At 59.0% G+C, this 24,553-nt stretch carries 26 protein-coding genes; 23 read left to right on the top strand and 3 right to left on the bottom strand.

Annotated elements, in window-relative coordinates:
• The first annotated feature begins 169 nt into the window (after positions 1-169).
• The 3 genes from H8790_RS09975 to H8790_RS09965 all read left to right on the top strand — a co-directional run bounded on the left by H8790_RS09975 (position 170) and on the right by H8790_RS09965 (position 3,239).
• On the top strand, positions 170-2,245 hold the full coding sequence (locus tag H8790_RS09975; RefSeq protein ID WP_187332382.1) for an elongation factor G: 2,076 nt from the start codon (positions 170-172) through the stop codon (positions 2,243-2,245).
• 202 nt (positions 2,246-2,447) lie between these two features.
• Positions 2,448-2,660 (top strand): DUF4177 domain-containing protein, encoded by a 213-nt coding sequence (locus H8790_RS09970; RefSeq protein WP_187332381.1) that lies wholly within the window; start codon positions 2,448-2,450, stop codon positions 2,658-2,660.
• A gap of 33 nt (positions 2,661-2,693) precedes the next feature.
• Positions 2,694-3,239: an NADH peroxidase gene (locus H8790_RS09965; protein ID WP_187332380.1), complete on the top strand. Its 546-nt coding sequence runs from the start codon at positions 2,694-2,696 to the stop codon at positions 3,237-3,239.
• A gap of 23 nt (positions 3,240-3,262) precedes the next feature.
• Here the strand turns inward: H8790_RS09965 and H8790_RS09960 are convergent, their stop codons facing one another.
• Entirely contained in the window at positions 3,263-3,781 is a 519-nt protein-coding gene (locus H8790_RS09960; protein WP_243208483.1) for an SLOG family protein, read from the bottom strand.
• A gap of 141 nt (positions 3,782-3,922) precedes the next feature.
• Between H8790_RS09960 and H8790_RS09955 the strand changes: the two genes are divergently transcribed.
• The 8 genes from H8790_RS09955 (at position 3,923) to H8790_RS09920 (ending at position 9,495) form a co-directional block, all read left to right on the top strand.
• Positions 3,923-4,288, top strand: coding sequence for a helix-turn-helix domain-containing protein (locus tag H8790_RS09955; RefSeq protein ID WP_187332378.1), 366 nt, complete (start codon positions 3,923-3,925; stop codon positions 4,286-4,288).
• Between the two features lie 156 nt (positions 4,289-4,444).
• Complete coding sequence (locus H8790_RS09950; RefSeq protein ID WP_243208482.1) at positions 4,445-4,681, top strand: helix-turn-helix domain-containing protein; 237 nt, start codon at positions 4,445-4,447, stop codon at positions 4,679-4,681.
• A 13-nt stretch (positions 4,682-4,694) separates the two neighbouring features.
• Complete coding sequence (locus H8790_RS09945) at positions 4,695-5,060, top strand: helix-turn-helix domain-containing protein (protein ID WP_187332377.1); 366 nt, start codon at positions 4,695-4,697, stop codon at positions 5,058-5,060.
• Between the two features lie 171 nt (positions 5,061-5,231).
• Positions 5,232-5,426 carry a ribbon-helix-helix protein, CopG family gene (locus H8790_RS09940; RefSeq protein ID WP_187332376.1) on the top strand — a complete coding sequence of 65 codons (195 nt, stop codon included), beginning with the start codon at positions 5,232-5,234 and terminating at the stop codon, positions 5,424-5,426.
• Positions 5,427-5,676: 250 nt separating this feature from the next.
• Positions 5,677-6,654, top strand: coding sequence for a D-isomer specific 2-hydroxyacid dehydrogenase family protein (locus tag H8790_RS09935; protein WP_187332375.1), 978 nt, complete (start codon positions 5,677-5,679; stop codon positions 6,652-6,654).
• A 152-nt stretch (positions 6,655-6,806) separates the two neighbouring features.
• Entirely contained in the window at positions 6,807-7,748 is a 942-nt protein-coding gene (locus tag H8790_RS09930) for a DMT family transporter (protein ID WP_187332374.1), read from the top strand.
• Positions 7,749-7,833: 85 nt separating this feature from the next.
• Entirely contained in the window at positions 7,834-8,490 is a 657-nt protein-coding gene (locus H8790_RS09925; protein WP_187332373.1) for an HAD hydrolase-like protein, read from the top strand.
• A 135-nt stretch (positions 8,491-8,625) separates the two neighbouring features.
• Positions 8,626-9,495, top strand: coding sequence for a helix-turn-helix domain-containing protein (locus H8790_RS09920; protein WP_187332372.1), 870 nt, complete (start codon positions 8,626-8,628; stop codon positions 9,493-9,495).
• 67 nt (positions 9,496-9,562) lie between these two features.
• On the opposite strand, the gene H8790_RS09915 is transcribed toward H8790_RS09920, so the two are convergent.
• Positions 9,563-10,861: a S1C family serine protease gene (locus H8790_RS09915; RefSeq protein ID WP_187332371.1), complete on the bottom strand. Its 1,299-nt coding sequence runs from the start codon at positions 10,859-10,861 to the stop codon at positions 9,563-9,565.
• Positions 10,862-11,013: 152 nt separating this feature from the next.
• On the opposite strand from H8790_RS09915, the gene H8790_RS09910 reads away from it, so the two are divergent.
• The 3 genes from H8790_RS09910 to deoD are packed head-to-tail and all read left to right on the top strand — an operon-like array spanning position 11,014 to position 13,423.
• Positions 11,014-12,003 (top strand): MBL fold metallo-hydrolase, encoded by a 990-nt coding sequence (locus H8790_RS09910; RefSeq protein ID WP_187332370.1) that lies wholly within the window; start codon positions 11,014-11,016, stop codon positions 12,001-12,003.
• A 14-nt stretch (positions 12,004-12,017) separates the two neighbouring features.
• Entirely contained in the window at positions 12,018-12,674 is a 657-nt protein-coding gene (gene deoC / locus H8790_RS09905; RefSeq protein ID WP_187332369.1) for a deoxyribose-phosphate aldolase, read from the top strand.
• Positions 12,675-12,703: 29 nt separating this feature from the next.
• The gene (gene deoD / locus H8790_RS09900) at positions 12,704-13,423 is read left to right on the top strand and encodes a purine-nucleoside phosphorylase (RefSeq protein WP_187332368.1); all 720 of its coding nucleotides are present in this window, start codon (positions 12,704-12,706) and stop codon (positions 13,421-13,423) included.
• A gap of 77 nt (positions 13,424-13,500) precedes the next feature.
• Here the strand turns inward: deoD and H8790_RS09895 are convergent, their stop codons facing one another.
• Positions 13,501-14,397, bottom strand: a complete 897-nt coding sequence (locus tag H8790_RS09895) for a nucleoside recognition domain-containing protein (protein ID WP_187332367.1) — start codon at positions 14,395-14,397, stop codon at positions 13,501-13,503.
• Positions 14,398-14,509: 112 nt separating this feature from the next.
• Between H8790_RS09895 and H8790_RS09890 the strand changes: the two genes are divergently transcribed.
• The 9 genes from H8790_RS09890 (at position 14,510) to uvrC (ending at position 24,383) form a co-directional block, all read left to right on the top strand.
• Positions 14,510-14,776, top strand: a complete 267-nt coding sequence (locus H8790_RS09890; RefSeq protein WP_187332366.1) for a YabP/YqfC family sporulation protein — start codon at positions 14,510-14,512, stop codon at positions 14,774-14,776.
• 18 nt (positions 14,777-14,794) lie between these two features.
• Positions 14,795-15,991, top strand: a complete 1,197-nt coding sequence (gene yqfD, locus H8790_RS09885) for a sporulation protein YqfD (protein ID WP_187332365.1) — start codon at positions 14,795-14,797, stop codon at positions 15,989-15,991.
• Positions 15,992-16,023: 32 nt separating this feature from the next.
• The gene (locus H8790_RS09880; protein WP_187332364.1) at positions 16,024-16,989 is read left to right on the top strand and encodes a PhoH family protein; all 966 of its coding nucleotides are present in this window, start codon (positions 16,024-16,026) and stop codon (positions 16,987-16,989) included.
• A gap of 51 nt (positions 16,990-17,040) precedes the next feature.
• Positions 17,041-17,544 (top strand): rRNA maturation RNase YbeY, encoded by a 504-nt coding sequence (gene ybeY / locus H8790_RS09875; protein ID WP_187332363.1) that lies wholly within the window; start codon positions 17,041-17,043, stop codon positions 17,542-17,544.
• Positions 17,545-17,603: 59 nt separating this feature from the next.
• Positions 17,604-18,500 carry a GTPase Era gene (gene era / locus H8790_RS09870; protein WP_187332362.1) on the top strand — a complete coding sequence of 299 codons (897 nt, stop codon included), beginning with the start codon at positions 17,604-17,606 and terminating at the stop codon, positions 18,498-18,500.
• A 266-nt stretch (positions 18,501-18,766) separates the two neighbouring features.
• On the top strand, positions 18,767-19,519 hold the full coding sequence (recO, locus tag H8790_RS09865; protein WP_187332361.1) for a DNA repair protein RecO: 753 nt from the start codon (positions 18,767-18,769) through the stop codon (positions 19,517-19,519).
• Between the two features lie 57 nt (positions 19,520-19,576).
• The gene (locus tag H8790_RS09860; protein ID WP_187332360.1) at positions 19,577-21,964 is read left to right on the top strand and encodes an endonuclease MutS2; all 2,388 of its coding nucleotides are present in this window, start codon (positions 19,577-19,579) and stop codon (positions 21,962-21,964) included.
• Between the two features lie 265 nt (positions 21,965-22,229).
• Positions 22,230-22,493, top strand: coding sequence for an HPr family phosphocarrier protein (locus H8790_RS09855; protein WP_187332359.1), 264 nt, complete (start codon positions 22,230-22,232; stop codon positions 22,491-22,493).
• 69 nt (positions 22,494-22,562) lie between these two features.
• A complete protein-coding gene (gene uvrC / locus H8790_RS09850; RefSeq protein WP_187332358.1) occupies positions 22,563-24,383 on the top strand; it encodes an excinuclease ABC subunit UvrC in 1,821 nt (606 codons plus the stop codon).
• Positions 24,384-24,553 lie beyond the last annotated feature (170 nt).

Here is a 24,553-nt window from a genome sequence, read left to right as displayed (position 1 = left end):
GGCGGGGATTTTCTACGTGGGCGTAGAAAATGGTGATACTGCCAAACTTTTAGTTGTATTGCTCCGGTATTCGTTGTATAATTTATACATTAGGCATGAGTTCCGGAGGTACGCGTGAGCGCCATAGTCCGGAATGTGCGACAGTCCAAACATAAGGAGTGGAAAGATCATGAGCTATTCTGTACAAAACATCCGCAACGTCTGTCTGCTGGGACACGGTGGGAGCGGAAAGACCGCCCTGGCGGAGAGCCTGCTTTATATGACCGGTGCCATCGACCGGATGGGCAAGGCTGTCGACGGCAATACTGTCTGCGACTATGATCCGGAAGAGGTCAAGCGCCAGATTTCCATTTCCGCTGCGGTGGCCCCGCTGGAGTACAAGGGCTGTAAGATCAATGTCCTGGACACCCCGGGCGGCTTCGATTTTGCCGGCGAGGTGATGGAGGCGCTGCGGGCCGCCGACGCGGCCATCATCGTCTGCTCCGCCAAGGACGGCATCAGCGTGGGCCTGGAGAAGGCCTGGAAGTACTGCGAAGAGCGCAATATGCCGCGCTTTATCTATATCTCCAAAACCGATGAGGACAACAGCGACTACAACGCCACCTTCGACGCGCTGCGGGAGCGGTTCGGCAACAAGATCGCGCCTGTAATCGTGCCCATCTGGGATGAAAGCAAACGGGTCACCGGCATCATCGACGTGGTCAACAAGCGCGCCTATGAGATGCAGAACCTCAAGCGCGTGGAGATCGACATTCCCGAGGGCAAGGGTGAGGTCATCGAGGAGTTCAACAACGCCCTGAAGGAGTCCGTGGCCGAGACCAGCGAGGAGTTCATGGACAAATTCTTCGGCGGCGAGGACTTCACCTATGCCGAGATGATCCAGGGCCTGCGCCAGGGCGTCCGGGAGCTGAGCATGTTCCCCGTGCTGTGCGGCTCCGCCGTCAACTGCATGGGCTCTTTGATGCTGATGGACTATATTGTGGACCTGCTGCCCAACCCCATGGAGGGCAACTACCACAAGGCTACCCGCCAGGACGGCGAGACTGAGGAGTTTGTGGTCTCCCCCGGCGGCGTGCCCACGGCCTTTGTGTTTAAGACCGTTTCCGACCAGTACGGCAAGTACTCCTATGTCAAGGTGCTCTCCGGCACGGTGACGGCGGATGTGAGCCTGGTCAACTCCCGCACCGGCGCCAACGAAAAGTTAGGCCGCCTGTATGTGATGCGGGGCAAGAAGGCCACCGAGGTCAAGGAGCTCACCTGCGGAGACATCGGCGCCATCGGCAAGATGGATAAGGTCAAGACCGGAGACACCCTCTGCGATCCCCGCAAGGTCGTGTCCCTCAAGGGCATTCCCTTTGCGGAGCCCTGCTACTCCGTGGCCATCGTGCCCAAGACCCGTGGCCAGGAGGATAAGATCGCCCAGGGCCTGACCCGCCTGAACGAGGAAGACCCCACCTTCACCGTGACCAACAACGCCGAGACCCACCAGATGGTGGTCTCCGGCGCGGGCGACATGCAGATCGACGTGCTGGTGTCCAAGCTGAGAAGCCGCTTCAACGTGGAGGCCGAGCTCAAGCCCACCCGGGTGCCCTATCGTGAAAAAATCCGCAAGACCGTCCAGAAGCAGGGCCGCCACAAGAAGCAGACCGGCGGCAGCGGCCAGTTCGGCGATGTGTGGATCCGCTTTGAGCCCTGCGAGGAGGCCGAGGACCTGATCTTTGCGGAGGAGGTGTTCGGCGGCAGCGTGCCCAGAAACTTCTTCCCCGCCGTGGAAAAGGGACTGCGGGAAGCACGCATCCACGGGCCCCTGGCCGGATACCCGGTGGTGAATCTGAAGGCAGTGCTCTACGATGGGTCCTACCACCCTGTGGACTCCTCCGAAATCGCGTTTAAGACCGCCGCGCAGCTGGCTTACAAGGCCGCGCTGCCTGAGGCCAATCCCGTGCTGCTGGAGCCGGTGGGCGAGCTGAAGGTCACGGTGCCCGAAAACTACATGGGCGACGTCATCGGAGACCTCAATAAGCGCCGCGGCCGCGTCATGGGCATGGACCCCACCGGAGACGGCGATCAGGTCATCACCGCCGAGGTGCCCATGGCGGAGATGGGCAGCTATGCCATTGATCTGCGGGCCATGACCCAGAGCCGGGGCAGCTTCACCTTCCACTTCGTGCGCTATGAGGATTGTCCTCCCGCCGCCCAGGAGAAGGCGATCGCAGAGGCCAAGGCGCTGGCGGAAGCGGAGTAAACCGCCGGCGAGAATACGAACCATGCGGGGCGGTTCCGGATCAGCCGGAACCGCCCCGTTTTTTGATAAAAACCGGCAAATTGTGAAATTTCTTTGAACTTCCATTCTTGTTGCAAAAGCAACTGGATTTTTGGAAGGCCAACTGATATACTCAGACCATACCAAATGAACCGGCGAAACGCTGAATGATGGAGAATCCCTTATGTATGAATATCAGTACATAGAGCTGCACGTAGGCGGAGGCTTTTGGATTGACAATTCCCAGTGCGCGCACCGAGACCTGATTGAGGAACAGGCCAAGGCGGGATGGCGCTATGTGGGATACATTCCAAGCTGCTTTACGGGCAACGGCGGAATTAAGGACATTGACTTGATTTTTGAGCGCAGGGTGGACGCCGGTTCCAATGAAGAGTAGGACTTATTTTTAAAAATTAGGAGGATATGAGTTATGAAGAAGTGGGTTTGCCCTGTTTGCGGCTATGTGCATGAAGGCGATGTTCCCCCCGAGAAGTGCCCCCAGTGCGGTGTCCCCGGCGCCAAGTTCACCGAGCAGAAGGGTGAGATGAGCTGGGCTGCCGAGCACGTGGTCGGTGTTGCAAAAGACGTCCCCGAGGAGATCAAGGAGGGCCTGCGGGCCAACTTCAGCGGCGAGTGCTCCGAGGTTGGCATGTATCTGGCCATGGCCCGTGTCGCTCACCGCGAGGGCTATCCCGAGATCGGCCTGTACTGGGAGAAGGCCGCCTATGAAGAGGCTGAGCATGCCGCCAAGTTTGCTGAGCTCTTAGGCGAGGTTGTCACCGATTCCACCAAGAAAAACCTGGAGATGCGGGTCGAGGCCGAGAACGGCGCCACCATGGGCAAGTTCGAGCTGGCCAAGAAGGCCAAGGAGCTGAACCTGGATGCGATTCATGATACGGTTCATGAAATGGCAAGGGATGAGGCGAGACACGGCCGCGCCTTTGAGGGCCTGCTGAAGCGCTATTTCGGCAAATAATAAAACCAAGCAGGGGTTGCTGATCAGCACCCCCTGCTTTTTTGTGCCGCCTGCCACGGTGCGGACTTTGCGCAATTTATGAGTTTCAGGCCTTGTTCCCGTGCGTATTTTGTGGTGTAAGCAGTGCCGCCGCTGGCTTTATACTGATAGAAGACGCAGACGCTGGAACAGTCCACCAAGTGCCGGTCCCTTTTATAATAGCAGCCGCGGCTGTAAGCCTCCTGGGTATAAACCACCCTGGAGGCTTTTTTCGTTTGCGCCTGATGCCGGGCGATCTCTTCCCGGGTCCATCCGCTTTCCCGCTGAAATGGATTGACAAAAGGCAGTACCAAGATCAGGTGGATCTGAGGGTATTTTGCTTTCAGCTCCAATACCACATCAGCGGCCAACGTGTCGAATCCCCGGGCCCCGCCCGCGCCAAAATATAAAAATCCCTGATGGATCAGGCTTTCGACGACCCGCGCCAGAGGCTCTCTTAGTTGGCCGTCCCTGATCTCCCGGTGCCCTGTGAAGCATACGGTATGCTCTCTCAATAGAACCATCTCCCAAGGGAATACTTGATCCGATCAGATATAGTACATACGTGAGTTACCCGATAATATAAATAGTAATAGTTCGTTTTTCCGATTGATGCTGTCGAATAAGATAAAAGTAACAAGCAGTTTCGGACGGGAGGTATGGTTTTGAGGGATAAGGACAAGAAGGCCATCAATATTTTGATAGGCGAAAAAATCAGGTTTTACAGAGAAGGCGCAGGCTACAGCCGAGAGGCCTTTGCTGAGTTGGTAGGCGTTTCAACCCGGTTTATTGCCGACGTGGAGACTGGATTCGTTGGCGTCAGCCTGACGAACCTGAAAAGAATCTGTGAGATTTTGGGAGTTTCTTCAGACAGGCTCCTTTGGGAAGAGGACAACCAGTTGGGATTGGATGAGCGTGTTGCACATATCGACGCAAAATATGCTGATATTGTGGAGCAGGTGATCTCCAAGCAACTGGAAGTCATTGCGATTGCAAGTAAAGAGGAACACAGGAAGAAAACAAGGAATTGAGTAAGACGCTGAATTTTTGGCGTCTTATTTTTCTGTGCTTGTGTCGTTTTTGGCGATTGCGGCATAGAATTGCCTTCTATCATCATAATATCTGATTATCAGATGAAATGCAATATCTTGATTTCAGATATTATATGGTTATAGCGGGTGATTGATATGCGTTATGAAATGATGAAATTTGAAACCATCCGCAATCTTCGAATAGACAATGGCTATACACAGCAGCAACTTGCAGAGTATCTGCATATCAAGCAAAATACCTACTCCCAATATGAGCTTGGCATCTTGAATTATCCTATTGACGTTTTGATGAAGATAGCGGATTTCTATGGAGTCAGCGTGGACTACCTGCTGGGCCGCACCAACGTAAAGCAGCCTTACCCCAAAAAGTGAGGAGCGATGCGCCTTGAGAGCAAAAAAGAAAAAGCCGATCAATGTCCAAATTGGTGAATCCATCAGGTTTTACCGTGAACAGGCGGGGTACAGCCGGGAGAAATTTTCCGAACTTGTTGAGATTACACCCCGGTTCCTTGCAGATGTGGAAACCGGATATGCAGGCGTCAGCCTGACGAACCTGAAAAGAATCTGTGAGATTTTAGGAGTTTCTTCAGACAGGCTTCTCTGGGAAGAGGACAACCAGTTGGGATTGGATGAGCGTGTTGCACATATCGACGCAAAATATACTGATATTGTGGAGCAGGTGATTTCCAAGCAGCTGGAAGTCATTGCGATTGCAAGTAAAGAGGAACACAGGAAGAAAACAAGGAATTGAGTAAGACGCTGAATTTTTGGCGTCTTATTTTGTCTACTCTTGTTAGTAGTCCATCACAATATGCACACTATTAAATAACTATAAATATATAGTGATTATTAAACTACTTAAATATAACATATTAAAAATTGCTTCTGTCAAGTTAAAATGCAACTATAAGGGGTGACTAATATGGCAGAAGTAATCAAAATTACAAAGAAAAACGATCGTAAGGGCGACGATGGATATAAAATTGTGTCTGTACGCATGAAAGATGAAACCATTGCACAATTGGACGAATTGTCAACAAAAACAAATCGTTCTCGTAATGAATTAATCAATCTTCTTTTACAAGCGGCAATACCCATTGTTAAAATCGAAGATTGACACAATCTATCAGATGCGTAGCTTGAGGTCGTTGCGATTGCAAGTAAAGAGGATTTCTATGGAGTCAGCGTGGACGATTTGCTGGGCCGCACCAACGTAAAGCGGCCTTACCCCAAAAAGTGAACGACAAAGCGCCGCAGAGCATGCTCCGCGGCTTTTTTTGCGATCCGGGCAAATTGAGATTGACCATCCGCAGGAACGGTGCTACCATACAAAAAGTGTGATAGAACAGCACAAAGGAGGATGTATCATGAAACTGTTTGCATATGGCTGCCGGGAATTCGACGAGGAGGCCTTTTTCCTCAAGCACGCCAAGGAGCTGAACGTGGAGCTTGGCATCAGCCGGGAGCCGGTCAGCATGGAAACCGCGGAGTTGGCCCGGGGCTACGACTATATCTCCATCCTGACCTCGCCGGTGCCGGCGGAGCTGGTGGACCGGTTCCGGGAGATGGGCGTGCGGATGATCTCCACACGCACCATCGGCTACGACCACATTGACTACCACCACGCCAAGGAGGTGGGGATGAAGGTCTCCAACGTCAGCTACACGCCAGAGTGCGTGGCGGACTACACCGTGATGCTGATGCTCATGTCCATCCGCAAGATGAAGCGGATCATGCAGCGTGCATCCATCAATGACTTTACGCTCCAGGGCATCAACGGCGGCCTGCTGCCGGAGCGGACCGTGGGCGTCATCGGGACGGGCCGCATCGGCCGGGCGGTGATCCGCGACCTGAAGGGCTTTGGCTGCAAAGTCTACGCCTATGATCTCTACAAGAGTGACCAGGTGGATGTGGAGTACTTGCCGCTGGAGGAGCTGTTCGCCCGCTGCGACCTCATCACCCTCCACATGCCCCTGACCGACGAAAACTTCCACATGATCGACCGCAAAGCCATTGAGAAGATGCCCGACGGCGTAATCCTGGTCAACACCGCCCGGGGCGGCCTGATCGACAGCGACGCCATGATCGAGGGGCTGGAATCCGGCAAGATCGGCGCCTGCGGCCTGGACGTGGTGGAGGATGAGTTCCAAATGTACTATTTCGACCGCCGCAGCGACGTGGTGGGCAACCGCAGGCTCTCTATCCTGCGGGACATGCCCAACGTGGTGGTGACGCCCCACATGGCCTTTTACACGGACCGAAGCGTTTCGGACATGGTGCACAACTCCATCCTCAGCTGCCTGTACGACGACCAGGGAGAGAAGAACCCCTGGCAGGTGGTATAAGCGACATCGGGAGAGGGAGGGCGGAAGCCCTCCCTTTTTGCAGCCCTTGGGGCCGCGCTTTTTCCCAATTGCCTTTTTAAAACAGGTATGCTACGATGGATGAAGATTCTGGAAGGGATGCGTGAAAAGGGATGAGTCAGAGGAAGGCCTCTATGCTGCTGCTGTTGGCATCCATGATGTGGGGCAGCAGCTTTGTGGCGTCTAAGGTGTGTCTGAACAGCGGAATGCTGCAGTTTGAAATCGTGTTTTACCGGTTTTTGATCGGCGCGGTGCTGATGTGGCTCATTTTCCGCAAGGAGCTGCGCAGCTTTTCCCGGCAGACCATGAAGACCGGCATCGCGCTGGGCCTTGTTACCACCGCCAGCTTTGCCGCAGAGATGTACGGCATCACCATGACCCAGACCACCAAGGCGGCGTTCATCACCGCCACCAACGTGGTGATGATGCCGTTCCTCTACTGGCTCGTGTGCCATGTGAAGCCGGGGCTGCGGTCGGTGGGGGCGGCCATGCTGGCCTTGGCCGGCGTGGGATTTTTAAGCCTCACCGGCGGGTCCTATGTGATGGAGGTTGGGGATTTGCTGCTGCTGTTGGCGGCCCTCCTTTACAACGTCTACGCGCTGGTGACAGTCACCATGGGCAAGGACTGCACGGCAGCGCAGATGACCTTTTTGCAGTTTGCCTCCACGGCAGTGTTCATGGGGATCCTGACGCTGTTCCAGGGCAGCGGCGGCAGCTTCACGCTCCAGAGCACGGGGGCGGTGCTCTATCTGGCCGTGATGCCCACGGTGGTGTGCTACATGATAAAAAACATCACCATACGCTACATGAGCCCTGTGCGCTGCTCGCTGATCCTCTCCACGGAGAGCGTGTTCTGCGCCATCTTGTCCGCCATCATCCTCCACGAGCGGATCACGCTGCGGATGCTCTTCGGCATTGTGCTGATCTTCAGCGGCGTGCTCCTGGAGCAACTGCGCTCCCGCAAGGCGGTTCCCGCGCCCCGGGATACGGAGCTGACGGCAGAAACGGAGGACGGGCCGGCGGAAGAGGGGATGGAAGCGTCAGGGGAGGGCGCGGAGCCTGTTGACGTCAATTAGGTGGGAAGGTCTGGTGCAGCCGTGAAAATGACTTGCGCGGCGGATGATTTTATGATACTCTTTTTCACGTGAAAGGATGAGAACGATGTATCATTATATCCTGTTTGATCTGGACGGGACGCTGACCGATTCCAAGGAGGGCATCTTCAACTGCCTGCGCTATGCCTTTGAAAAAATGGGGGAGCGTACGCCTGACGACGCGGAGCTGACCAAGTTCATCGGACCGCCGCTGCAGGATTCCTTTATGGAATACTGTGGCTACAGCCTGGAGAAGGCCCAGCGCGCTGTGGGTATATTCCGGGAGCGCTATGTGCCCATTGGAAAGTTTGAGAATGCGGCCACGCCGGGCCTGCCGGAGCTGTGCCGGAGGCTGAAGGAGCGGGGTTATGTGATGGCGCTGTCCTCGTCCAAGCCGGAGGACATGTGCCAGCAGATCTGCGCCCATTTTGGATACGACCAATCCTTAAGCGTCATCGCCGGCAGCCCGCCTGTGGGGGAGACCTCCAAGGCGGAGGTGATCCGGGAGACCTTCCGCCGCCTGGGGATCGGCGAGGCCGAAAAGGCATCGGTGCTGATGGTGGGTGACCGGAAGTTCGACGTACTGGGCGCTAAGGAGTGCGGTATCGACTGCGTGGGCGTGGAGTTTTTTGGCTACGCCGCGCCGGGCGAACTGATGGAGGCCGGCGCCGTGGCGGTGGTACATAGCGTCCAGGAGTTGGAGGAGTTTATCCTGAGCCATTGAAATGGCGGCCTAAGATTTGGCGGGACAGCAAAAAATGCTGTCCCGTTTTTTCTTCTACGGCCGGAAAGGCAAAAAAAGTCGAGAGGAGTTTCGCGGAACGGTCTATACTGGCAGCAGGTGAGGAGGAATGGATGGATGGAACAGGTTGAGGCAGTGCAGCGCATGCAGGACTACATTGAGGCCCATTTATATGAGCCCATCACGCCGGCGGACCTTGCAAGGGCTTCGCTCTTCTCCCCCTGGCACTCCTACCGGCTGTTTGTGAGCTTGGTGGGCCTGACGCCGGCCGGATACATCCGGCGGCTCCGCCTCTCCAAATCCGCCCTGGGGCTGCGGCGGGGCTTAAAAGTCGCGGACGCCGCCTTTGCAGCCGGGTTTGGGAGCGTGGATGGGTATCAGAGGGCCTTCTTCCGCGAGTTCGGCTGCAACCCGGGCGACTATGCGGCCGACCCCAGTCCCATCTATCTGTTCACCCCTTACGGCGTAAAATTCAGGCACATCGAAAGGAGAAAAGTTGTGGAACCTGTGAAGACCGTATTTGTTCAGATGGTGGAAAAGCCCGCGCGCAAGGTGCTCATCAAACGGGGGCTCCAGGCCAGGGATTACTGGTCCTACTGTGAGGAGGTGGGCTGCGACGTGTGGGGGCTTCTCCAGAGCGTCCAGTCCATCGGCCCGGAGCCGGTCTGCCTCTGGCTCCCGCCGCTGTACCGAAAGCCTGGGACGTCAGAATATGTGCAGGGTGCGGAGGTCCCCCTGGACTACAGCGCCGCAGTGCCGGAAGGATTTGACCTGATCGAGCTGCCGGCCGGGAGATACCTGATGTTCCAGGGGGAGCCCTTTGCGGAGGAGGATTACTGCAACGCAATCGAGGAGGTGCAGGCAGCGGTCAAACGCTACGACCCAACCCTGATCGGGTACGTTTGGGATGACCGGAGCCCGAGGATTCAGCTGGAGCCCATTGGGACCAGGGGCTACATCGAGCTGTGGCCGGTCAAGCCCGCGTAAGAGGCCGGGCAGAAAAAGGGAGTGGAAAGCAATTGCTTTCCACTCCCTTTTTTGAATGGAGGTAGGATCAGGCCGCGTCGGATTTGGTCTTCTCGATGTTTTTGACCTGCTCCAGCGTTTTGCCGGGCACGCTCAGGTCCGCCTTCAGGACAGGGTCCATGGGAACCGCCAGGTACATGTTGTTGCCGTAGATCAAATAGGCGCTGGTGATGCCGATGACCTGGCCGTACTCGTTGAAGAGGGCGCCTCCGCTGCTGCCGGTGGAGATGGAGGCAGTATTTTGAATTACGGGGATGGAGAAGCCCTCGATGGTGCGGGAGCTGCTGCTGACCACACCGGAGGTTACGGAATTCTGCAGGCCGAGGGGGCTGCCGATGGCATAGGTGATGTCGCCGTTGCGGACCGTGTCGGAGGACACCATGGGCAAAAAGGAGAAGGCAGAGGTCCGTTCGCCGGCGGCGGAGAGGGTGGAAATCCGCAGCACGGCGATGTCCTCGCCGGCGTCATAGTAGAGCACCTTCTCCACCGGGTACTTCTCGCCTGTGATCAGCGTGATGTTGGCGTAGGCCATGCCGTCTATGGAGTGGTAATTGGTGACGGCAATTCCGTCAGCGGTGATGAAAAATCCGCTGGAGGTGCTGGAGACTTTGTTGGTATCACGGTAGTAGTCGGTGGCGTAGCACTCCATGAAGAACACCGCTGCGCTGCAGCGGTCGGAGATCTGGCGGGCGGTGAGGGATTCGCTGGTCAGTCCAAGGGCGTTGGCCGCGGCCTGACTCACCAGGCCATTGACAATCAGACCGTCCAAGAGGGTCTCCGTGCCGCCCTTTTTCGGAAAGGTCAGGGCGCTGAGCATGGCCTCAAACAGATCGCCCCGGGTGAAGGTGGAATAGGAGGTCACGGTGGAGAGCCCAATGTGGCGGGCAAAGAGGGCTGCATCGCCGGGGACGAAATCCCCGTTGCTGTCCTGATAGCCCAAAATCCGCAGCAGGAAGGTGAAGAACTCATCGGCGCTGACGGCCCGGTTAGGGGAGAAGGTGGTTTCAGAGGTGCCGGCCACCCAGCCGCAGGCATAGGCGTAGCTGACATTGGCCTGGGCCCAGGCGGGGACGTCGGTAAAGGGGGCGTGGTAGCTGCCGCTGGCGGCGGATTGCTCTCCGCCGGCCAGGCGCACGATCAAAGATACCGCCTCGGCCCGGGTGGCGGAGCGGTTCAAATCATAGCCGGAGCCGGAGCCGTTGACCAGGCCCAGCGTATTGAGCTTGTCCGCCGCAAGAGTCTGCTCACCGGTCAGGGCGGCGGCCGCCGGGATCAGATTCACTGCCAGCACAAGGGCGCACAGCACCGCGGCAATGCGTTTTTTCATATGTGGGTACCTCCAGATGAAAGAATTTCAGCGCCGCAAAAGCGGCGGAGGATACGGAACGCGGTCTCTATCATAGCACGGGCCATCATTTTTTACAAGAACATGGACAGCAAAGGAACAATCTGTTAAACTAACGGGGAAAGGAAGAGAACATGGCTGAACTAATTGGAGAAAACCTGTACCGGCTGGATATCCCGCTGCCGGAGAGCCCTCTTAAGAACCTGAACAGCTACCTCATCAAAGGGGAGCGGAATCTGCTGATCGACACGGGATTCCGCCAGGAGCCCTGCCGCAGGGCCATGGCGGAACAGCTCTCGGAGCTGCGCGTGGACATGGACCGGACGGACCTTTTTTTGACCCACCTGCATACCGACCACACCGGCCTTGCCCAGGAGCTGCTCCGGCCCGGCTGCCGGGCCATGCTCAGCGAGGTGGACGTGCCGCTGCTGATCCACAGCCAGAGCGAGGCATACTGGCAGGACAATTTTGACGCCTATCTCAAAGAGGGCTTTCTCCGCACGGAGCTGAGGGAGCTATGGGGCGACAATCCGGCCTGGGACATCCACCCCGTGCCCTTTTCAGGCTACACTCCGGTGCGGGATGGGGCGGAGCTGCGCTACGGGGGCTACCGCCTCAAGTGCCTGCTGACGCCGGGCCACACGCCGGGCCATATGTGCCTTTATGAGATGGATAAGAAGATGCTCTTCTGCGGCGACCACGTGCTGTATCACATTTCACCGAACATTACCCGCTGGCGGAGCATGCCCGACGCCTTGGGGAGCTATTTCAAGAGCCTGGAGCTGGTTTCCGCGCTGAAGGTGGAGACGCCGCTGCCGGCCCATCGGGCGGTGGAGGGCGGCTTTCGGGAGCGGGTTGCCCAGCTGCGGGCGCATCATGAGTCGCGGCTTCAAAACACGCTGGATCAGGTGGGCCGTGCGCCGGGGCAGACCGCCTATGAGATCGCAGGGGGGATGGACTGGGACATCCGCTGCCGCAGCTGGGAGGATTTTCCGCTGACCCAGAAGTGGTTCGCCGTGGGCGAGGCGCTGTCCCATTTGGACTATCTGGTGGTCCGCGGCCGGCTATTGTACCGTGAGGCGGAGGGAATCCGCCGTTATTTTCCAGCATCGGACCAAGTATAAGGGGGATACCTAAAATGGAACTGAAAGAGATTTTAAGCAGGGTGGACCACACGCTGCTCCGCCCCGACGCCACCTGGGAGGAAATCCGTGCCCTGTGCGACGACGGGGCGGCGTACAGCTGTGCGTCGGTGTGCATACCGGCCGCTTATGTGCGCCAGGCGTCGGACTATGTGCAGGGCGCCGTGGCGGTATGCACCGTGGTAGGCTTCCCCAACGGCTACTCCACCACGGCAGCCAAGTGTTTTGAAGCGGAGGAGGCATTGGCCTCCGGTGCGTCGGAGATTGACATGGTCATCAACCTGGGATGGCTGAAGGACGGCCGCTACCATGAACTGGAGCGGGAGATCCGGGCGGTGAAGGCCGCCTGTCAGCGCCACGTGCTGAAGGTTATTGTGGAGACCTGCCTGCTGACGGAGGAGGAAAAAATCCGCATGTGCGAGGTGGTCTCCGAATCCGGCGCCGACTTCATCAAGACCTCCACCGGCTTTTCCACAGGTGGAGCCACACGGGAGGATGTGGCGCTGCTGCGCGCCCATGTGGCGCCGGGGGTCAAGGTGAAGGCAGCGGGCGGAATTTCCAGCCTCCGGGATGCAGAGGACTTCATCGCCCTGGGGGCCGACCGCCTGGGCACATCCCGCATTGTCAAGGCCGTTAAAGAAGGAAGCAATTGAATTTACAAATCAGAAAAGGAGAAGATACCATGTCTACTGCTCACAACAGCGCCGAAAAGGGCCAGTTTGCCAAGACCGTTTTGATGCCGGGCGACCCGCTGCGCTCCCAGTTCATCGCAGAGACCTTTTTGAAGGACGCCGTGCTGGTGAACAATGTCCGCGGCATCCACGGCTACACCGGGACTTACGAGGGTGTGCCGGTTTCCGTCATGGCCTCCGGCATGGGCACCCCTTCCATCGGCATCTACTCCCATGAGCTGTTCCATTTCTACGATGTGGACAATATCATCCGCATCGGCTCCGCCGGGGCCATGTCTCCGGACTTAAAGCTGATGGATGTGGTGGCGGCCCAGGGCGCCTGCACCAATTCCAACTATGTGTCCCAGTTCCGCATGCCCGGCACCTTTGCCCCCATCGCAAGCTTTGAGCTGCTGGAGGCGGCGGTGGCTGCGGCCAGGGAGATGGGAGTGCGGATGCCGGTGGGCAACGTGCTCTCCTCCGATGTGTTTTACGACGCATCCAACTCCACCATGGACTGGGCCAGGATGGGTGTCCTGTGTGCCGAGATGGAGGCGGCGGGCCTTTACTGCAACGCGGCGGAGGCCCACAAGCGGGCGCTGGCTCTGCTGACCATCTCCGACAGCCTGGTCACAGGGGAGGAACTGTCCTCCGAGGACCGCCAGACCGGATTCACCCAGATGATGCGCATCGCCCTGCGGGTAGCCGTTGAGATGGCCAACCGGAATTGATGCACGGCAATGATGAAGGCCCCCTCTGCTGCCAGGTTCGGCAGCAGGGGGGCCTTTTCTTCGGACGGGCTTTTCCTTTAAAAGAACAGAGGGCTTACGGCTGCCGCCAAAAGTACGGAGAGGACGCACTGGATGGACTTGCCCATCCAATAGTAACGGGAGGAGAGGCCGGGGATGACGGAGAGGGTTTGGCAGTGGACGGAGAGGCCGCCCCAGCCCAAGAGCCCCGCGGCGGTGAGAAAGCCAAGGCGGTCGGCGCTGAGCAGCGCCGCACCGTTGAACAGCTCCGTAAAGCCGATCAGCAGCGCGCCGGACTCTCCGCTCATACGGCGCAGGGGCAGCAGAAGGACGGAAAAGAGGATGATGAAGGCGCACACGCCGGCCATGGAGCGGGCGCCGCTGCCGGCGGCCTTGACAAAGGCCTCGGAAAAGGGGAGGGGCTTTTTTACGCGCCGAAGACGGGCGCTGCGGCGCTCTGAGGCTTTGCCGCGAAAGAAAAGACCGGTGATCAGCGCGGCCAGCACATGGATGAGCCACAGGCACAGTCCGATCCGGCCGCTGCCGAATACGCCCAGGCCAAGGATATTTACGGCAAAGGCAGGAGAGCAGTTGTTGCAAAAGGCAAGGAGCCGCTGGGCCTCGTCCCGGCTCAGCACCTGCTGGGAATAGAGGGAAGCGGCGGTGCCGGCCCCCACGGGATAGCCGCCCAGGACCCCTAAAACCAGCGCCGCCGCCCCGGCACCGCCCACGTGGAACAGCGGCTGCATGAGGCCCTCCAGCCGCCGCCCCAGCGCGTCGGCAAAGCCCAAGTCAATCAGCAGCGACGACACCACAAAAAAGGGGAACAGGGAGGGGATGGCCGATTGGAGGCAGAGGGAGATTCCCTCCTGCACGCCGGCGCGCACGTCCTGGGACCAGTAGAGCAGCGCCGCCATGGTCAGCAGCAGGAAAAGATAGAGGAGTTTTCGCTTCATTTCTTTGATCACCCCGTCCAACCTATGCATCTTTTGCCCCTACCATGACCGGGACACGCAAGTTTCTCAGCGGCGGGACATAGATTGGAGGTACGGAAATGGAGGAAATCGTATGGAAGAAATCTTGGCACGGGTGGCGGAGCTCTTTGATCTGCCGGGCGAGGTGGTGGCAGGGCTGCCTCACATTGAACTGGTGGGGCAGAGGCAGCTGCTCATTGAAAATCACCAGGGCATCCTCTCCTACAGCGACAGTATTATTGATGTGAACACGGTGGGCCGGGTGGTGCGTATCCGGGGGGAGCGGCTGGAGCTGCTGGCCATGACGTCGGAGGCCCTGCGCATCGGCGGCACCATCGCCGGTGTGGAATTCTTACAGTAGTAGAAGGGAGGGACAACTGTGCTGGAGCAGGGAAGCAACTTCCTGCGGGGAGAGGTGTGGCTGCGGGCGGAATCCGGCTTTCCGGAGCGGGTGCTCAACCTCTGCGCGGCCCAGGGCATCGCCCTGTGGGATCTGCAGTGGCGCTCCCCGACGGAGTTCACCTGCCGCCTGACCCGGAAGGACTACCGCCGGCTGCGGCAGGCCGCCGCAAAGATCGACTGCACCCTCAGCGTGCAGAAAAAAACAGGCGTGCCCTTCCTCTTAGGCGCCGCCCGCCGCCGCCAGGTGCTGCTGGCCGGATTCTGCCTGTGCCTGGGGATGCTGCTGCTGGGCTCCTTTTTTGTCTGGGACTTTGAGCTGGAGGGGAATCGGACGGTGACGGATGAGCAGATCCTGCGGTCTCTTGAAAAAAATGGGCTGACCCGGGGCGTGTTCGGGCTCAGTGTGGATTCAGAGGATTTGCGCAACCATGTGCTGCTGGATATCCCGGAGCTATCCTGGATCGCCGTGAACGTCTCCGGCTACCGGGCCCACGTCCAGGTGCGGGAGCGGGTGGTCAAACCGGAACTGGCGGACAAAAAATCCCCTGCCAACGTGGTGGCGGTAAAGGACGGCTATGTGGTGCGGGTGGAGGCGCTGGGCGGCGACAAGCAGGTGCTGGAGGGCGACACGGTGGAGGCGGGCCAGCTGCTGATCTCCGGCGTCAGCGACACGGACACCTTCGGCGCCCGTGTCCTGGCCGGTATGGGTAAGGTCTATGCCAGGACCTGGTATCAGCTGAGCGTGGAGATGCCGCTCACCGTGACGCAAAAAGTGGACACGGGGACGCAAAGGCACCGCTATGCGCTGGACATCGGGAAAAGCCGGATAAAATTTTATGGGAATGGTAGCATTGACACGGGGGATTATGATAAAATAAGCAGGAAAATCAAATGGACGCTGCCGGGCGGCTTTGCGCTGCCCATCAGCTGGGTGGAGGAGACGTACCGGCTCTATGAGACCCGGGAGGTCAGCCGTCCGGCGGAAGAGGCGGAGCGGGAAGGGGAAAAAATCCTCCAGGCGTATCTTGCCACGCTGATCGGCGATGAGGGAAGCGTGTCCTCCACCATCTGCTCCTCCCGGGAAAAGGACGGGATATTGACTGTCACCCTCTCCGCGGAGTGCGTGGAGCAGATCGGGAAGTCAGTGCCCATACCCACAGACCTCACAGATTGATCGGCGGTCCGCCGCCGCAAAGGAGTGTATCCATGGAACAGCGAATCAGCATTGAACGATTGGAGCAGGCGGTGAATATTTTCGGCTCCTTCGATGAAAACATCCGGCTTTTGGAGGAGGAGTTCCACGTCACGGTGGTCAACCGGGAGGGGGAGCTGCGGGTCAACGGCGAGCCTGAGGAGACCATGCTGGCCTGCAAGGCCATCCGGGCGCTGCTGACGCTGTCCTCCCGGGGGGAGCCCATCAGCGAGCAGAACGTGCGCTACGTCATCGGCCTGGCCCGCACCGGACAGGAGGAACGGGTCAGTGAGCTGACGGGCGATGTGCTGTGCATCACCGCCAAAGGCCGCCCGGTGAAGCCCAAGACCATCGGGCAAAAGCAGTATATCGAATCGGTGCTGAAAAATACGGTGACCATCGGCGTGGGCCCCGCGGGCACCGGAAAAACCTACCTGGCTGTGGCCGCCGCAGTGGCGGCCTTCCGGGACAAGCAGGTCAACCGCATCATCCTCACCCGCCCGGCGGTGGAGGCGGGTGAGCGGCTGGGCTTTCTGCCCGGTGACCTCCAGAGCAAGGTGGACCCCTACCTCAGGCCGCTTTATGACGCGCTGTTCGACATGCTGGGCGCGGAGACCTACCAGAAGTATCTGGAGCGGGGCAACATCGAGGTGGCGCCCCTGGCCTACATGCGGGGCCGGACTTTGGACGACAGCTTCATCATCCTGGACGAGGCCCAGAATACCTCCCGGGAGCAGATGAAAATGTTTCTCACCCGCATGGGCTTTGGCTCCAAAATCGTCATCACCGGCGACGTGACCCAGATCGACCTGCCCTCCGACAAAACTTCGGGGCTGAAGGAGGCCATGCGGGTGCTGGACGGTGTGGAGGGGATCGGCATCTGCACACTGACCAATCAGGACGTGGTGCGCCACGTAATGGTGCAGCGCATCGTCAAGGCCTATGACGAGTATGAAAAGAGAAAACGGGTGAAAAAATAAGAGGCGGAGTGCAGGACCGGGCGGACAGGAAAAGAGAAAGAGGGATGAAGAATGAAGCGGAATCGGATTGCGGTGACGGCGGATGTGCCCGGCGCGGCCAGCCAGGGAAATGTGGCGCTGATTCGAAAGACCATCCGCACGGCGCTGGCGGCACAGGGGGTCACGGTGCCCTGTGAGGTCAACGTACTGCTGACCAACGACGCGGGAATCCGGCAGATCAACCTGGAGATGCGGGATGTGGACAAGCCCACGGATGTGCTCTCTTTTCCCATGTTTGAATTTTCACCGGACTGCCCGCCCACGGAGGAGAGCGCCGGCGAGCTGCTGGACTGGGCCACGGGGCTGCTCCCCCTTGGGGACATGGCCATCTCCATGGAGAGGGTAAAGGAACAGGCCCGGGAGTACGGCCACTCGGGCCGCCGGGAGCTTGCCTACCTGGTGACCCACTCGGTGCTGCACCTTCTGGGTTTTGACCACCTGGACGAGGGGGAGCAGAAGGCCCGGATGCGCTCGCGGGAAGAGGCCGTTTTGTCAGAGCTTGGCATCCAGCGATAGAGAGTGCCCTGCTGTTGCAGGAAAAATAAAACGCTCAAGAAAGTTGAGGATCACCTTTTATGAATGAGATCAAAAAAACAGCCATGGTCACTGTCTGCGGGCGGCCCAATGTGGGGAAGTCCAGCTTGACCAATGCCCTGGTGGGCGAAAAGATCGCCATTGTGTCCAACAAGCCCCAGACCACCCGCAACCGCATCTACGGCGTTGCAAACCGGGGCGACACCCAGTATGTGCTGCTGGACACCCCGGGGCTGCACAAGGCCCGCACCCGCCTTGGAGACTACATGGTCAAAGTGGTCAACGCCAGCGTGGCGGAAGTGGACTGTGTGCTGCTGCTGGTGGAACCCATCGCCCATGTGGGCGCGCCGGAGGAGGCGCTGATCCAGCGCATCCGGGAGGGCCAGCTGCCGGCCATTTTATGCATCAACAAAATTGACACGGTAAAAAAAGAGGAGCTGCTGCCGGTGATGGCCGCGTACCACGAGGCATATCCTGACTTCAAGGCCATCATCCCCATCTCCGCCCACACAGGAGAAGGGTTGGAGGAGCTGGTGGCGGAGATGCACAAGTATGCCTCCGAAGGGCCCCAGCTGTTTCCCGACGGAATGACCACGGATCAGCCGGAGCGGCAGGTGATGGCTGAGATTGTCCGGGAAAAGCTGCTGCTGTGCCTGGATAAGGAGATTCCCCACGGAACGGCGGTGGAGATCACCCGTTTTTCCGAGCGGGAAAACGAGATCATCGACGTGGAAGCCACCATCTACTGCGAAAAAGCCAGTCATAAAGGCATCATCATCGGCAAGCAGGGCGCCATGCTGAAAAAAATCAGCACACTGGCCCGTCAGGACATGGAGCGCTTCATGGGGACCAAGGTCTATCTGGAGACCTGGGTGAAGGTCAAGGAGAACTGGCGCGACAACCCCGCGTCCATCCGCAACTTCGGCTACGAGGAATAAGTGCGGCATCCGGCACCCACAGATGCTGGCATGATTTTCGGCTTTGCACAGGAATTGCCAGTCATATAATTCGACATTCCGCGCCATGCTAATCCCGAAAGGGAGGATGCACACATGGACGGAACCGAATATTGGACGCTTTTTGTCGAGACCGGCTGTCCGGTTTTTTACCTTTTATATAAACAGCAGTGCGCCGAGGAAGAACAGCAGGGCTTTAAGACGGCTTAGGCGGAGAGATGTCTCTCCGCCGCGGGGAGGGTACATAGATGACATCTCATCTGGTGACGCCGGGGATCATCCTGCGGGAGACGGAGACCAAAGAGGCGGACAAAATCCTCACCGTGCTGACCCGGGACTTGGGGAAGGTCTCTGTGATTGCCCGGGGCGCCCGGCGCAAGGGCTGCCGCTTTGCAGCTTCCGCCCAGCTTCTTGCCTACTCCGAGTTGACGCTCTACAAGAGCAAGGACTGGTACTTCCTCAACGAGGGGGCCACGCTGGAACTGTTTCCGGGGCTGCGCCGGGACCTGGAGCTGCTGGCGCTGGGCTCCTATTTCGCCGAATTGACAGAGGCCGTGTCGGGGGAGGAACTGCCGGCTCCGGAGGTCCTGTCGCTGCTGCTCAATGCCCTGTACGCCCTGGACCGGCTGCACAAACCCCAGCTGCTGGTCAAGGGTGCCTTTGAGCTGCGGTTGATGGCCCTGTCCGGCTATGAACCTTTGGCGGAGGGGTGCGTCTACTGCGGAAAAGAGGAACCGGAGGAGGCCATGCTGGATATCCGCCAGGGCGTTCTGCACTGCAGGGCGTGTGGGGAAAAGGGCATGGGACTGTCCCTCCCACTGTCGCCGCCCACCCTGGCGGCGGTTCGGCACGCCCTCTACGGCGATGCCAAGCGGCTTTACTCCTTTACCTTGGGAGAGGAGCCCATGGAGCAGTTTGCCCAAGTGGCGGAGGCCTTCTCCGCAGCTCAGCTGGAGCGGGATTTCCGTACGCTGAGCTTTTATAAAAGTATTAAAATCTGACAAAAACCGATAACAGTTTGTATAATTCTCCTGTTATGATACGCAGAGGAGTCGAATATGAGCGAATTATTTGAGAAATCCATACGAACGTTGGAGCTGCCCCGGGTTTTGGAACTGCTCAGCGCCCAGGCGGTCAGCGACGAGGCCAAGCGGCGCTCGCTTCAAATCCGGCCGGAGACGGAGCGGGAGGAAGTGCTCAAGCTCCTGGATCAGACCGACGCGGCGAGGACTATGATCGGGCTGCACGGCAGCCCGACCTTCACTGGCATCAAACCAGTGGCGGAGTCGCTGGCCCGGGCGGACCGGGGCGGAATGCTGAACACCTCGGAGCTTCTCACCATTGCCGGGCTTTTGACCACCGCACGCCGGGTCCGGGAGTATTTCAACGGCGACAGCGGCCAGAGGACGGCCATTGACCATCTCTTTTTATCCCTCCACGCCAACCGCTTCCTGGAGGAGAAGATCACCCGATCCATCCTCAGCGAGGATGAGATCGCCGACTCCGCCAGCCCGGAGCTCCAGGATATCCGCCGGCACATGCGCTCGGCCGGAGCCAAGAGCCGCCAGATCTTACAGCGGATCATCTCTTCCCCCTCCTATGCAAGGGTGCTGCAGGAGACCATCATCACCCAGCGGGACGGCCGGTTTGTGGTGCCGGTAAAGGCGGAGTGCAAGGGGGAGCTGCCGGGGCTGGTCCACGACATCTCTTCCTCCGGGGCCACGCTCTTCGTGGAGCCCATGGGGGTGGTGCAGGCCAACAATGAGTTGAAGGAGTTAGAGGCCAAGGAGAAGAAGGAGATTGAGAAGATCCTTTTCGCCCTGTCCGCCGAGGCGGCCGCCCACCAGGGGGACATTCTCTGGGATTACGATACCCTGGTGCATCTGGATCTGATCTTTGCCAAGGGACAGCTCTCCTATCAGATGGACGCCTGCCGTCCGGAAATCCGCGCCGACGGAGGATTGAACCTCCGCCGCGCACGCCATCCCCTGCTGGACCCGGCCAAGGCGGTGCCCATTGACATTGAGTTGGGCGACACATTTGACACCCTGGTGATCACTGGCCCCAACACCGGCGGCAAGACCGTGAGTTTAAAAACCCTGGGACTTTTGACGCTGATGGCCCAGTGCGGGCTTCACATCCCCGCCGCTGACCGCAGCTCCCTTTCCGTATACGACCGGGTGCTGGCCGATGTGGGCGACGAGCAGAGCATCGAGCAGAGTCTGTCCACATTTTCAGCACATATGGTCAACATCGTGCATATTCTGGAAGAAGCAGACCGCCGCAGCCTGATCCTCTTTGACGAGTTGGGGGCCGGCACCGACCCGGTGGAGGGCGCCGCGCTGGCCATCGCCATCATTCAGGAGGTGCGGGGCAAGGGGGCGAAGATCGCCGCCACCACCCACTATGCGGAGCTCAAGACCTTTGCCATGACCACGGCCGGCGTGGAAAACGCTTCCTGTGAGTTCGACGTGGAGACGCTGCGGCCCACGTACCGGCTGCTGATCGGCATTCCCGGAAAATCCAATGCCTTTGCCATCTCCAAGCGGCTTGGGCTGCCGGAGCAGGTGATTGACGCTGCCAAAGAGCAGATGAACAGCGAGAGCATCCGGTTTGAAGACGTGTTGACCCAGCTGGAGGAGAAGCGGCAGACGCTGGAGAAGAAGCAGCTGGAAACCGAACGGCTTCTGCGCCAGCGGGAGGAGGACGCCCGTAAGGCCCGGGAGTTCCGGGAGCAGATGGAAAAAGCCAAGGAGCGGGCCCGCTCCAGAGGGGAGGCGGAGGCAAAACGGGTGCTGAAAGAGGCCCGGGACACTGCGGATCAGATTTTTGCAGAGCTCAACGAGCTGCGCCGCCAGCAGACAAAGGCTCAGAACTGGCAGGACACCAACGACGCCCGGGCCGCCGTCCGGCGCCACTTGAATGAGGCGGAGGCGGCGCTGCAAAGCCGGGAAGCGGAGCCGGAGCCCATTCCTGCCCCCAGCCGTCCCATCCGGGAGGGCGACCTGGTGGAACTGCCCGGGGTCCGTACGGCGGCAGAGGTGGTCTCTGTGGGCAAGGACGGCTCGCTGCAGCTGAAGGCCGGCATGCTGAAGATGACGGTGAAGCCCGGCGAGGTGAGGCTCATCGAAGAGGAGGAGCGCAGGAAGAAGCCGGTGAGCATCCAGCAGCGGGCGGCCCAGAGCTTGCGGTCCATGGCCGCGGCTGCGTCGGAGTTGGACATCCGGGGCATGGAGACCCTGGAGGCGGAGCCGGTGGTGGAACGCTTCATCGACAGCGCCGTCATGGGCAAGCTGAACCAAGTCACCATCATCCACGGAAAGGGCACCGGCGCGCTGCGCAAGGCGGTGCACCAGATGCTCAAGCGGAACCCGGCGGTGAAATCCTTCCGGCTGGGCGTATACGGCGAGGGCGAGGCTGGCGTGACCGTGGTGGAGCTGCGCTGAGGCGGGACTATTTGCGGCGCAGGTGCGAAATTGCACAAAACCTAAGGAGCAAAACTGTGCAAAATGGCGCTCAAAAGTATGGTGAAATCTGGAAATTGGAGGAAATGATAATTTTTTCTGTGCTGGAAAATCACTTTTCAGGTAATGTTTGTGAAAAACAACATTGACGAAAAAGAGAAAAGCAGATATTATAATAGGTAATTGGGCATCTTGGTTTCCGGACATAAAACGTGAAATTCAAGCGTGGAGAAGGAGTGCTGTATCTATGTATACACAGGAAATTACTGTCAACAATGAAGTTGGGCTGCATGCAAGACCCGCAACATTCTTCATTCAAAAGGCCAACGAGTTCAAAAGCGGCATCTGGGTGGAGAAGGACGAGCGCCGCGTCAACGCCAAGAGCCTGCTGGGTGTGCTGTCCCTGGGCATTGTAAAGGGCACTACCATCACCCTGATCGCCGATGGCGTGGACGAGAAAGAAGCGGTCGCCGCATTGGCCGATCTGGTTTCCGGCAATTTCGGCGAATAAGATTCCGGCTGTAAAAACGGCGGCTCCGATAGAAACGGAGCCGCTTTTTTTTGTAAAAGGGGGGATTGGGTGACCAAGGAGGAATTAAAGGAGAAGGCGGGCGACCTGCCGCTGCTGCCGGGCGTCTATCTGATGATGGACAAATCCGGGAAGGTCATCTATGTGGGCAAGGCGAAAAAACTGAAAAACCGGGTGAGCCAGTATTTCCAGGACACGGCTTCCCACGCGGTCAAGACCCGGGCCATGGTGGCCCAGGTGGATCACTTTGACACCATTTTTGTCTCCAGCGAATTTGAAGCGCTGATTTTGGAAAACGCCCTCATCAAGCAGTACAGCCCTAAGTACAACATCCTGCTCAAGGACGACAAGGGGTACCCCTTTGTGCGGCTGGACAAGACCAGCTACCCCCGCTTCACCATGGTCAACCGCATCGCCGACGACGGAGCCCGCTATTTTGGGCCTTTCGGCGGGCGGCACGAGACGCGCATGGCCCTGGACGCCATCTGCACGGCGCTGCGGCTTCCCACATGCAGCCGCAAGTTCCCGCGGGACATTGGGGCGGAACGGCCCTGCCTCAACTTCCACATGGGCCGGTGCGACGGGTTCTGCCGCCGGGAGATGAGCGCCGAGGAATACCGAAAGCGCATCGAGCAGGCGGTGATGCTGCTCTCCGGCAAGTCCAAGCAGCTCAGCCGGGCCATGGAGGAGGAGATGGCGGCAGAAGCAGAGGCACTCCACTTTGAAAAGGCCGCGCTGCTGCGGGACCGGATCGCGGCTATCTCCGTGCTCAGCAAAAAGCAGACGGTCATCGCCGGAATCTGTGCGGATACGGACGTGTGGGGCATCTACCGCGGCGCGGTGAAGAGCGGGTACGCGGTGCTCCACGTGGAGGACGGGCAGCTTACCGGACGGGAGGTGGAGGTGTTCTCCGCGCCGGCGGACGAAAACGACGCGGAGATGCTTTCCGCCATCACCTCCCAGTACTACCTGCCCCGGGCCGCCTTGCCCCGGGAAATTCTGCTGCCGTTTGACACGGGGGACATCGAGGAGCTGTCCCAGGCCCTCTTTGAGCGGGCGGGGCACCGGGTGTATATCCGCATCCCCCAGCGGGGTGAGAAGGCGGAACTGCTGTCGCTGGCCATCGACAACGCCCGGGAGGAGGTGGAAAAGGTCACCACCCTGCAGGAGCGCAGCGACCGGACGCTGGACCTGCTGGCCCGGATGACCGGCCTCACCCAGCCGCCCCGGCGGATGGAGGCCTACGACATCTCCAACACAGGCAAGTCCGACATCGTGGCCTCCATGACGGTGTTTGCCGGCACCAAGCCGCTCAAGCGGGACTACCGCCGCTTTAAGATCAAGGAGCTGGACCACCCCGACGACTATGCCTCCATGCAGGAGGTGCTCCGGCGGCGGCTGAACCGCTGGAAGGACGGGGACGAGAAGTTCTCCCAACTGCCGGACATATTTCTGATTGACGGCGGTGAGACCCATGCCAGGGCCGCCGTGGAAGTGATCCGGGGTGAATATGGCCTGGATACGCCGGTGTTCGGCATGGTGAAGGACGACCGCCACAGGACCCGGGCTCTTGTGACGCCGGAGGGGAAGGAGATCGGCATCTCCGCCAATCAGGCGGTCTTTTCCCTCATCGGCCAGATTCAGGAGGAGACTCACCGCTTTGCCATCACCTTCCACCGGGAGAGCCACCGCCGCAGCGCCGTCCACTCGGTGCTGGACGACATTCCCGGCGTGGGCGAGAGCCGGAAGAAAGCGCTGCTCAAACGGTTCGGCAGCGTCCGGGCCATCCGGGAGGCCGAAGTGGACGTCCTGGCGGAGGTGGTCCCCCGACCCACCGCCCAGGCGGTGCACGCATTTTTTCACAAGGATTGAAGAGCGCTTGCGCTTGAACTGCGGCTGTCGCGAAGGAAAAGTGCCTCCGGCGGGACCGCCGGAGGCACTTTTCGCGTGTTATGCGATTTTTGCATACCAAGCTGTCCATATTTGCAGTGGGCGGGGCGGAAATTTACAAAATATGCATTTACATTTATTGATTTTTCATA

It is taken from the genome of Oscillibacter hominis, assembly GCF_014334055.1.
Taxonomy (GTDB): domain Bacteria; phylum Bacillota; class Clostridia; order Oscillospirales; family Oscillospiraceae; genus Oscillibacter; species Oscillibacter hominis.
Note: the sequence above shows the minus strand (reverse complement) of the source record. Positions and strands in the feature narration are given on the sequence as shown.

Coding starts and splice junctions, on each gene's coding strand:
- H8790_RS09920 (WP_187332372.1), top strand. CDS start 8,626: ATGGAACAGGTTGAGGCAGTGCAGCGCATGCAGGACTACATTGAGGCC.
- H8790_RS09890 (WP_187332366.1), top strand. CDS start 14,510: ATGGAAGAAATCTTGGCACGGGTGGCGGAGCTCTTTGATCTGCCGGGC.
- H8790_RS09910 (WP_187332370.1), top strand. CDS start 11,014: ATGGCTGAACTAATTGGAGAAAACCTGTACCGGCTGGATATCCCGCTG.
- H8790_RS09915 (WP_187332371.1), bottom strand. CDS start 10,861: ATGAAAAAACGCATTGCCGCGGTGCTGTGCGCCCTTGTGCTGGCAGTG.
- H8790_RS09935 (WP_187332375.1), top strand. CDS start 5,677: ATGAAACTGTTTGCATATGGCTGCCGGGAATTCGACGAGGAGGCCTTT.
- H8790_RS09930 (WP_187332374.1), top strand. CDS start 6,807: ATGCTGCTGCTGTTGGCATCCATGATGTGGGGCAGCAGCTTTGTGGCG.
- H8790_RS09880 (WP_187332364.1), top strand. CDS start 16,024: ATGGAACAGCGAATCAGCATTGAACGATTGGAGCAGGCGGTGAATATT.
- H8790_RS09965 (WP_187332380.1), top strand. CDS start 2,694: ATGAAGAAGTGGGTTTGCCCTGTTTGCGGCTATGTGCATGAAGGCGAT.
- H8790_RS09975 (WP_187332382.1), top strand. CDS start 170: ATGAGCTATTCTGTACAAAACATCCGCAACGTCTGTCTGCTGGGACAC.
- H8790_RS09960 (WP_243208483.1), bottom strand. CDS start 3,781: ATGGTTCTATTGAGAGAGCATACCGTATGCTTCACAGGGCACCGGGAG.
- ybeY (WP_187332363.1), top strand. CDS start 17,041: ATGAAGCGGAATCGGATTGCGGTGACGGCGGATGTGCCCGGCGCGGCC.
- deoD (WP_187332368.1), top strand. CDS start 12,704: ATGTCTACTGCTCACAACAGCGCCGAAAAGGGCCAGTTTGCCAAGACC.
- recO (WP_187332361.1), top strand. CDS start 18,767: ATGACATCTCATCTGGTGACGCCGGGGATCATCCTGCGGGAGACGGAG.
- H8790_RS09925 (WP_187332373.1), top strand. CDS start 7,834: ATGTATCATTATATCCTGTTTGATCTGGACGGGACGCTGACCGATTCC.
- H8790_RS09860 (WP_187332360.1), top strand. CDS start 19,577: ATGAGCGAATTATTTGAGAAATCCATACGAACGTTGGAGCTGCCCCGG.
- H8790_RS09970 (WP_187332381.1), top strand. CDS start 2,448: ATGTATGAATATCAGTACATAGAGCTGCACGTAGGCGGAGGCTTTTGG.
- H8790_RS09895 (WP_187332367.1), bottom strand. CDS start 14,397: ATGAAGCGAAAACTCCTCTATCTTTTCCTGCTGCTGACCATGGCGGCG.
- H8790_RS09855 (WP_187332359.1), top strand. CDS start 22,230: ATGTATACACAGGAAATTACTGTCAACAATGAAGTTGGGCTGCATGCA.
- era (WP_187332362.1), top strand. CDS start 17,604: ATGAATGAGATCAAAAAAACAGCCATGGTCACTGTCTGCGGGCGGCCC.
- H8790_RS09940 (WP_187332376.1), top strand. CDS start 5,232: ATGGCAGAAGTAATCAAAATTACAAAGAAAAACGATCGTAAGGGCGAC.
- H8790_RS09950 (WP_243208482.1), top strand. CDS start 4,445: ATGCGTTATGAAATGATGAAATTTGAAACCATCCGCAATCTTCGAATA.
- deoC (WP_187332369.1), top strand. CDS start 12,018: ATGGAACTGAAAGAGATTTTAAGCAGGGTGGACCACACGCTGCTCCGC.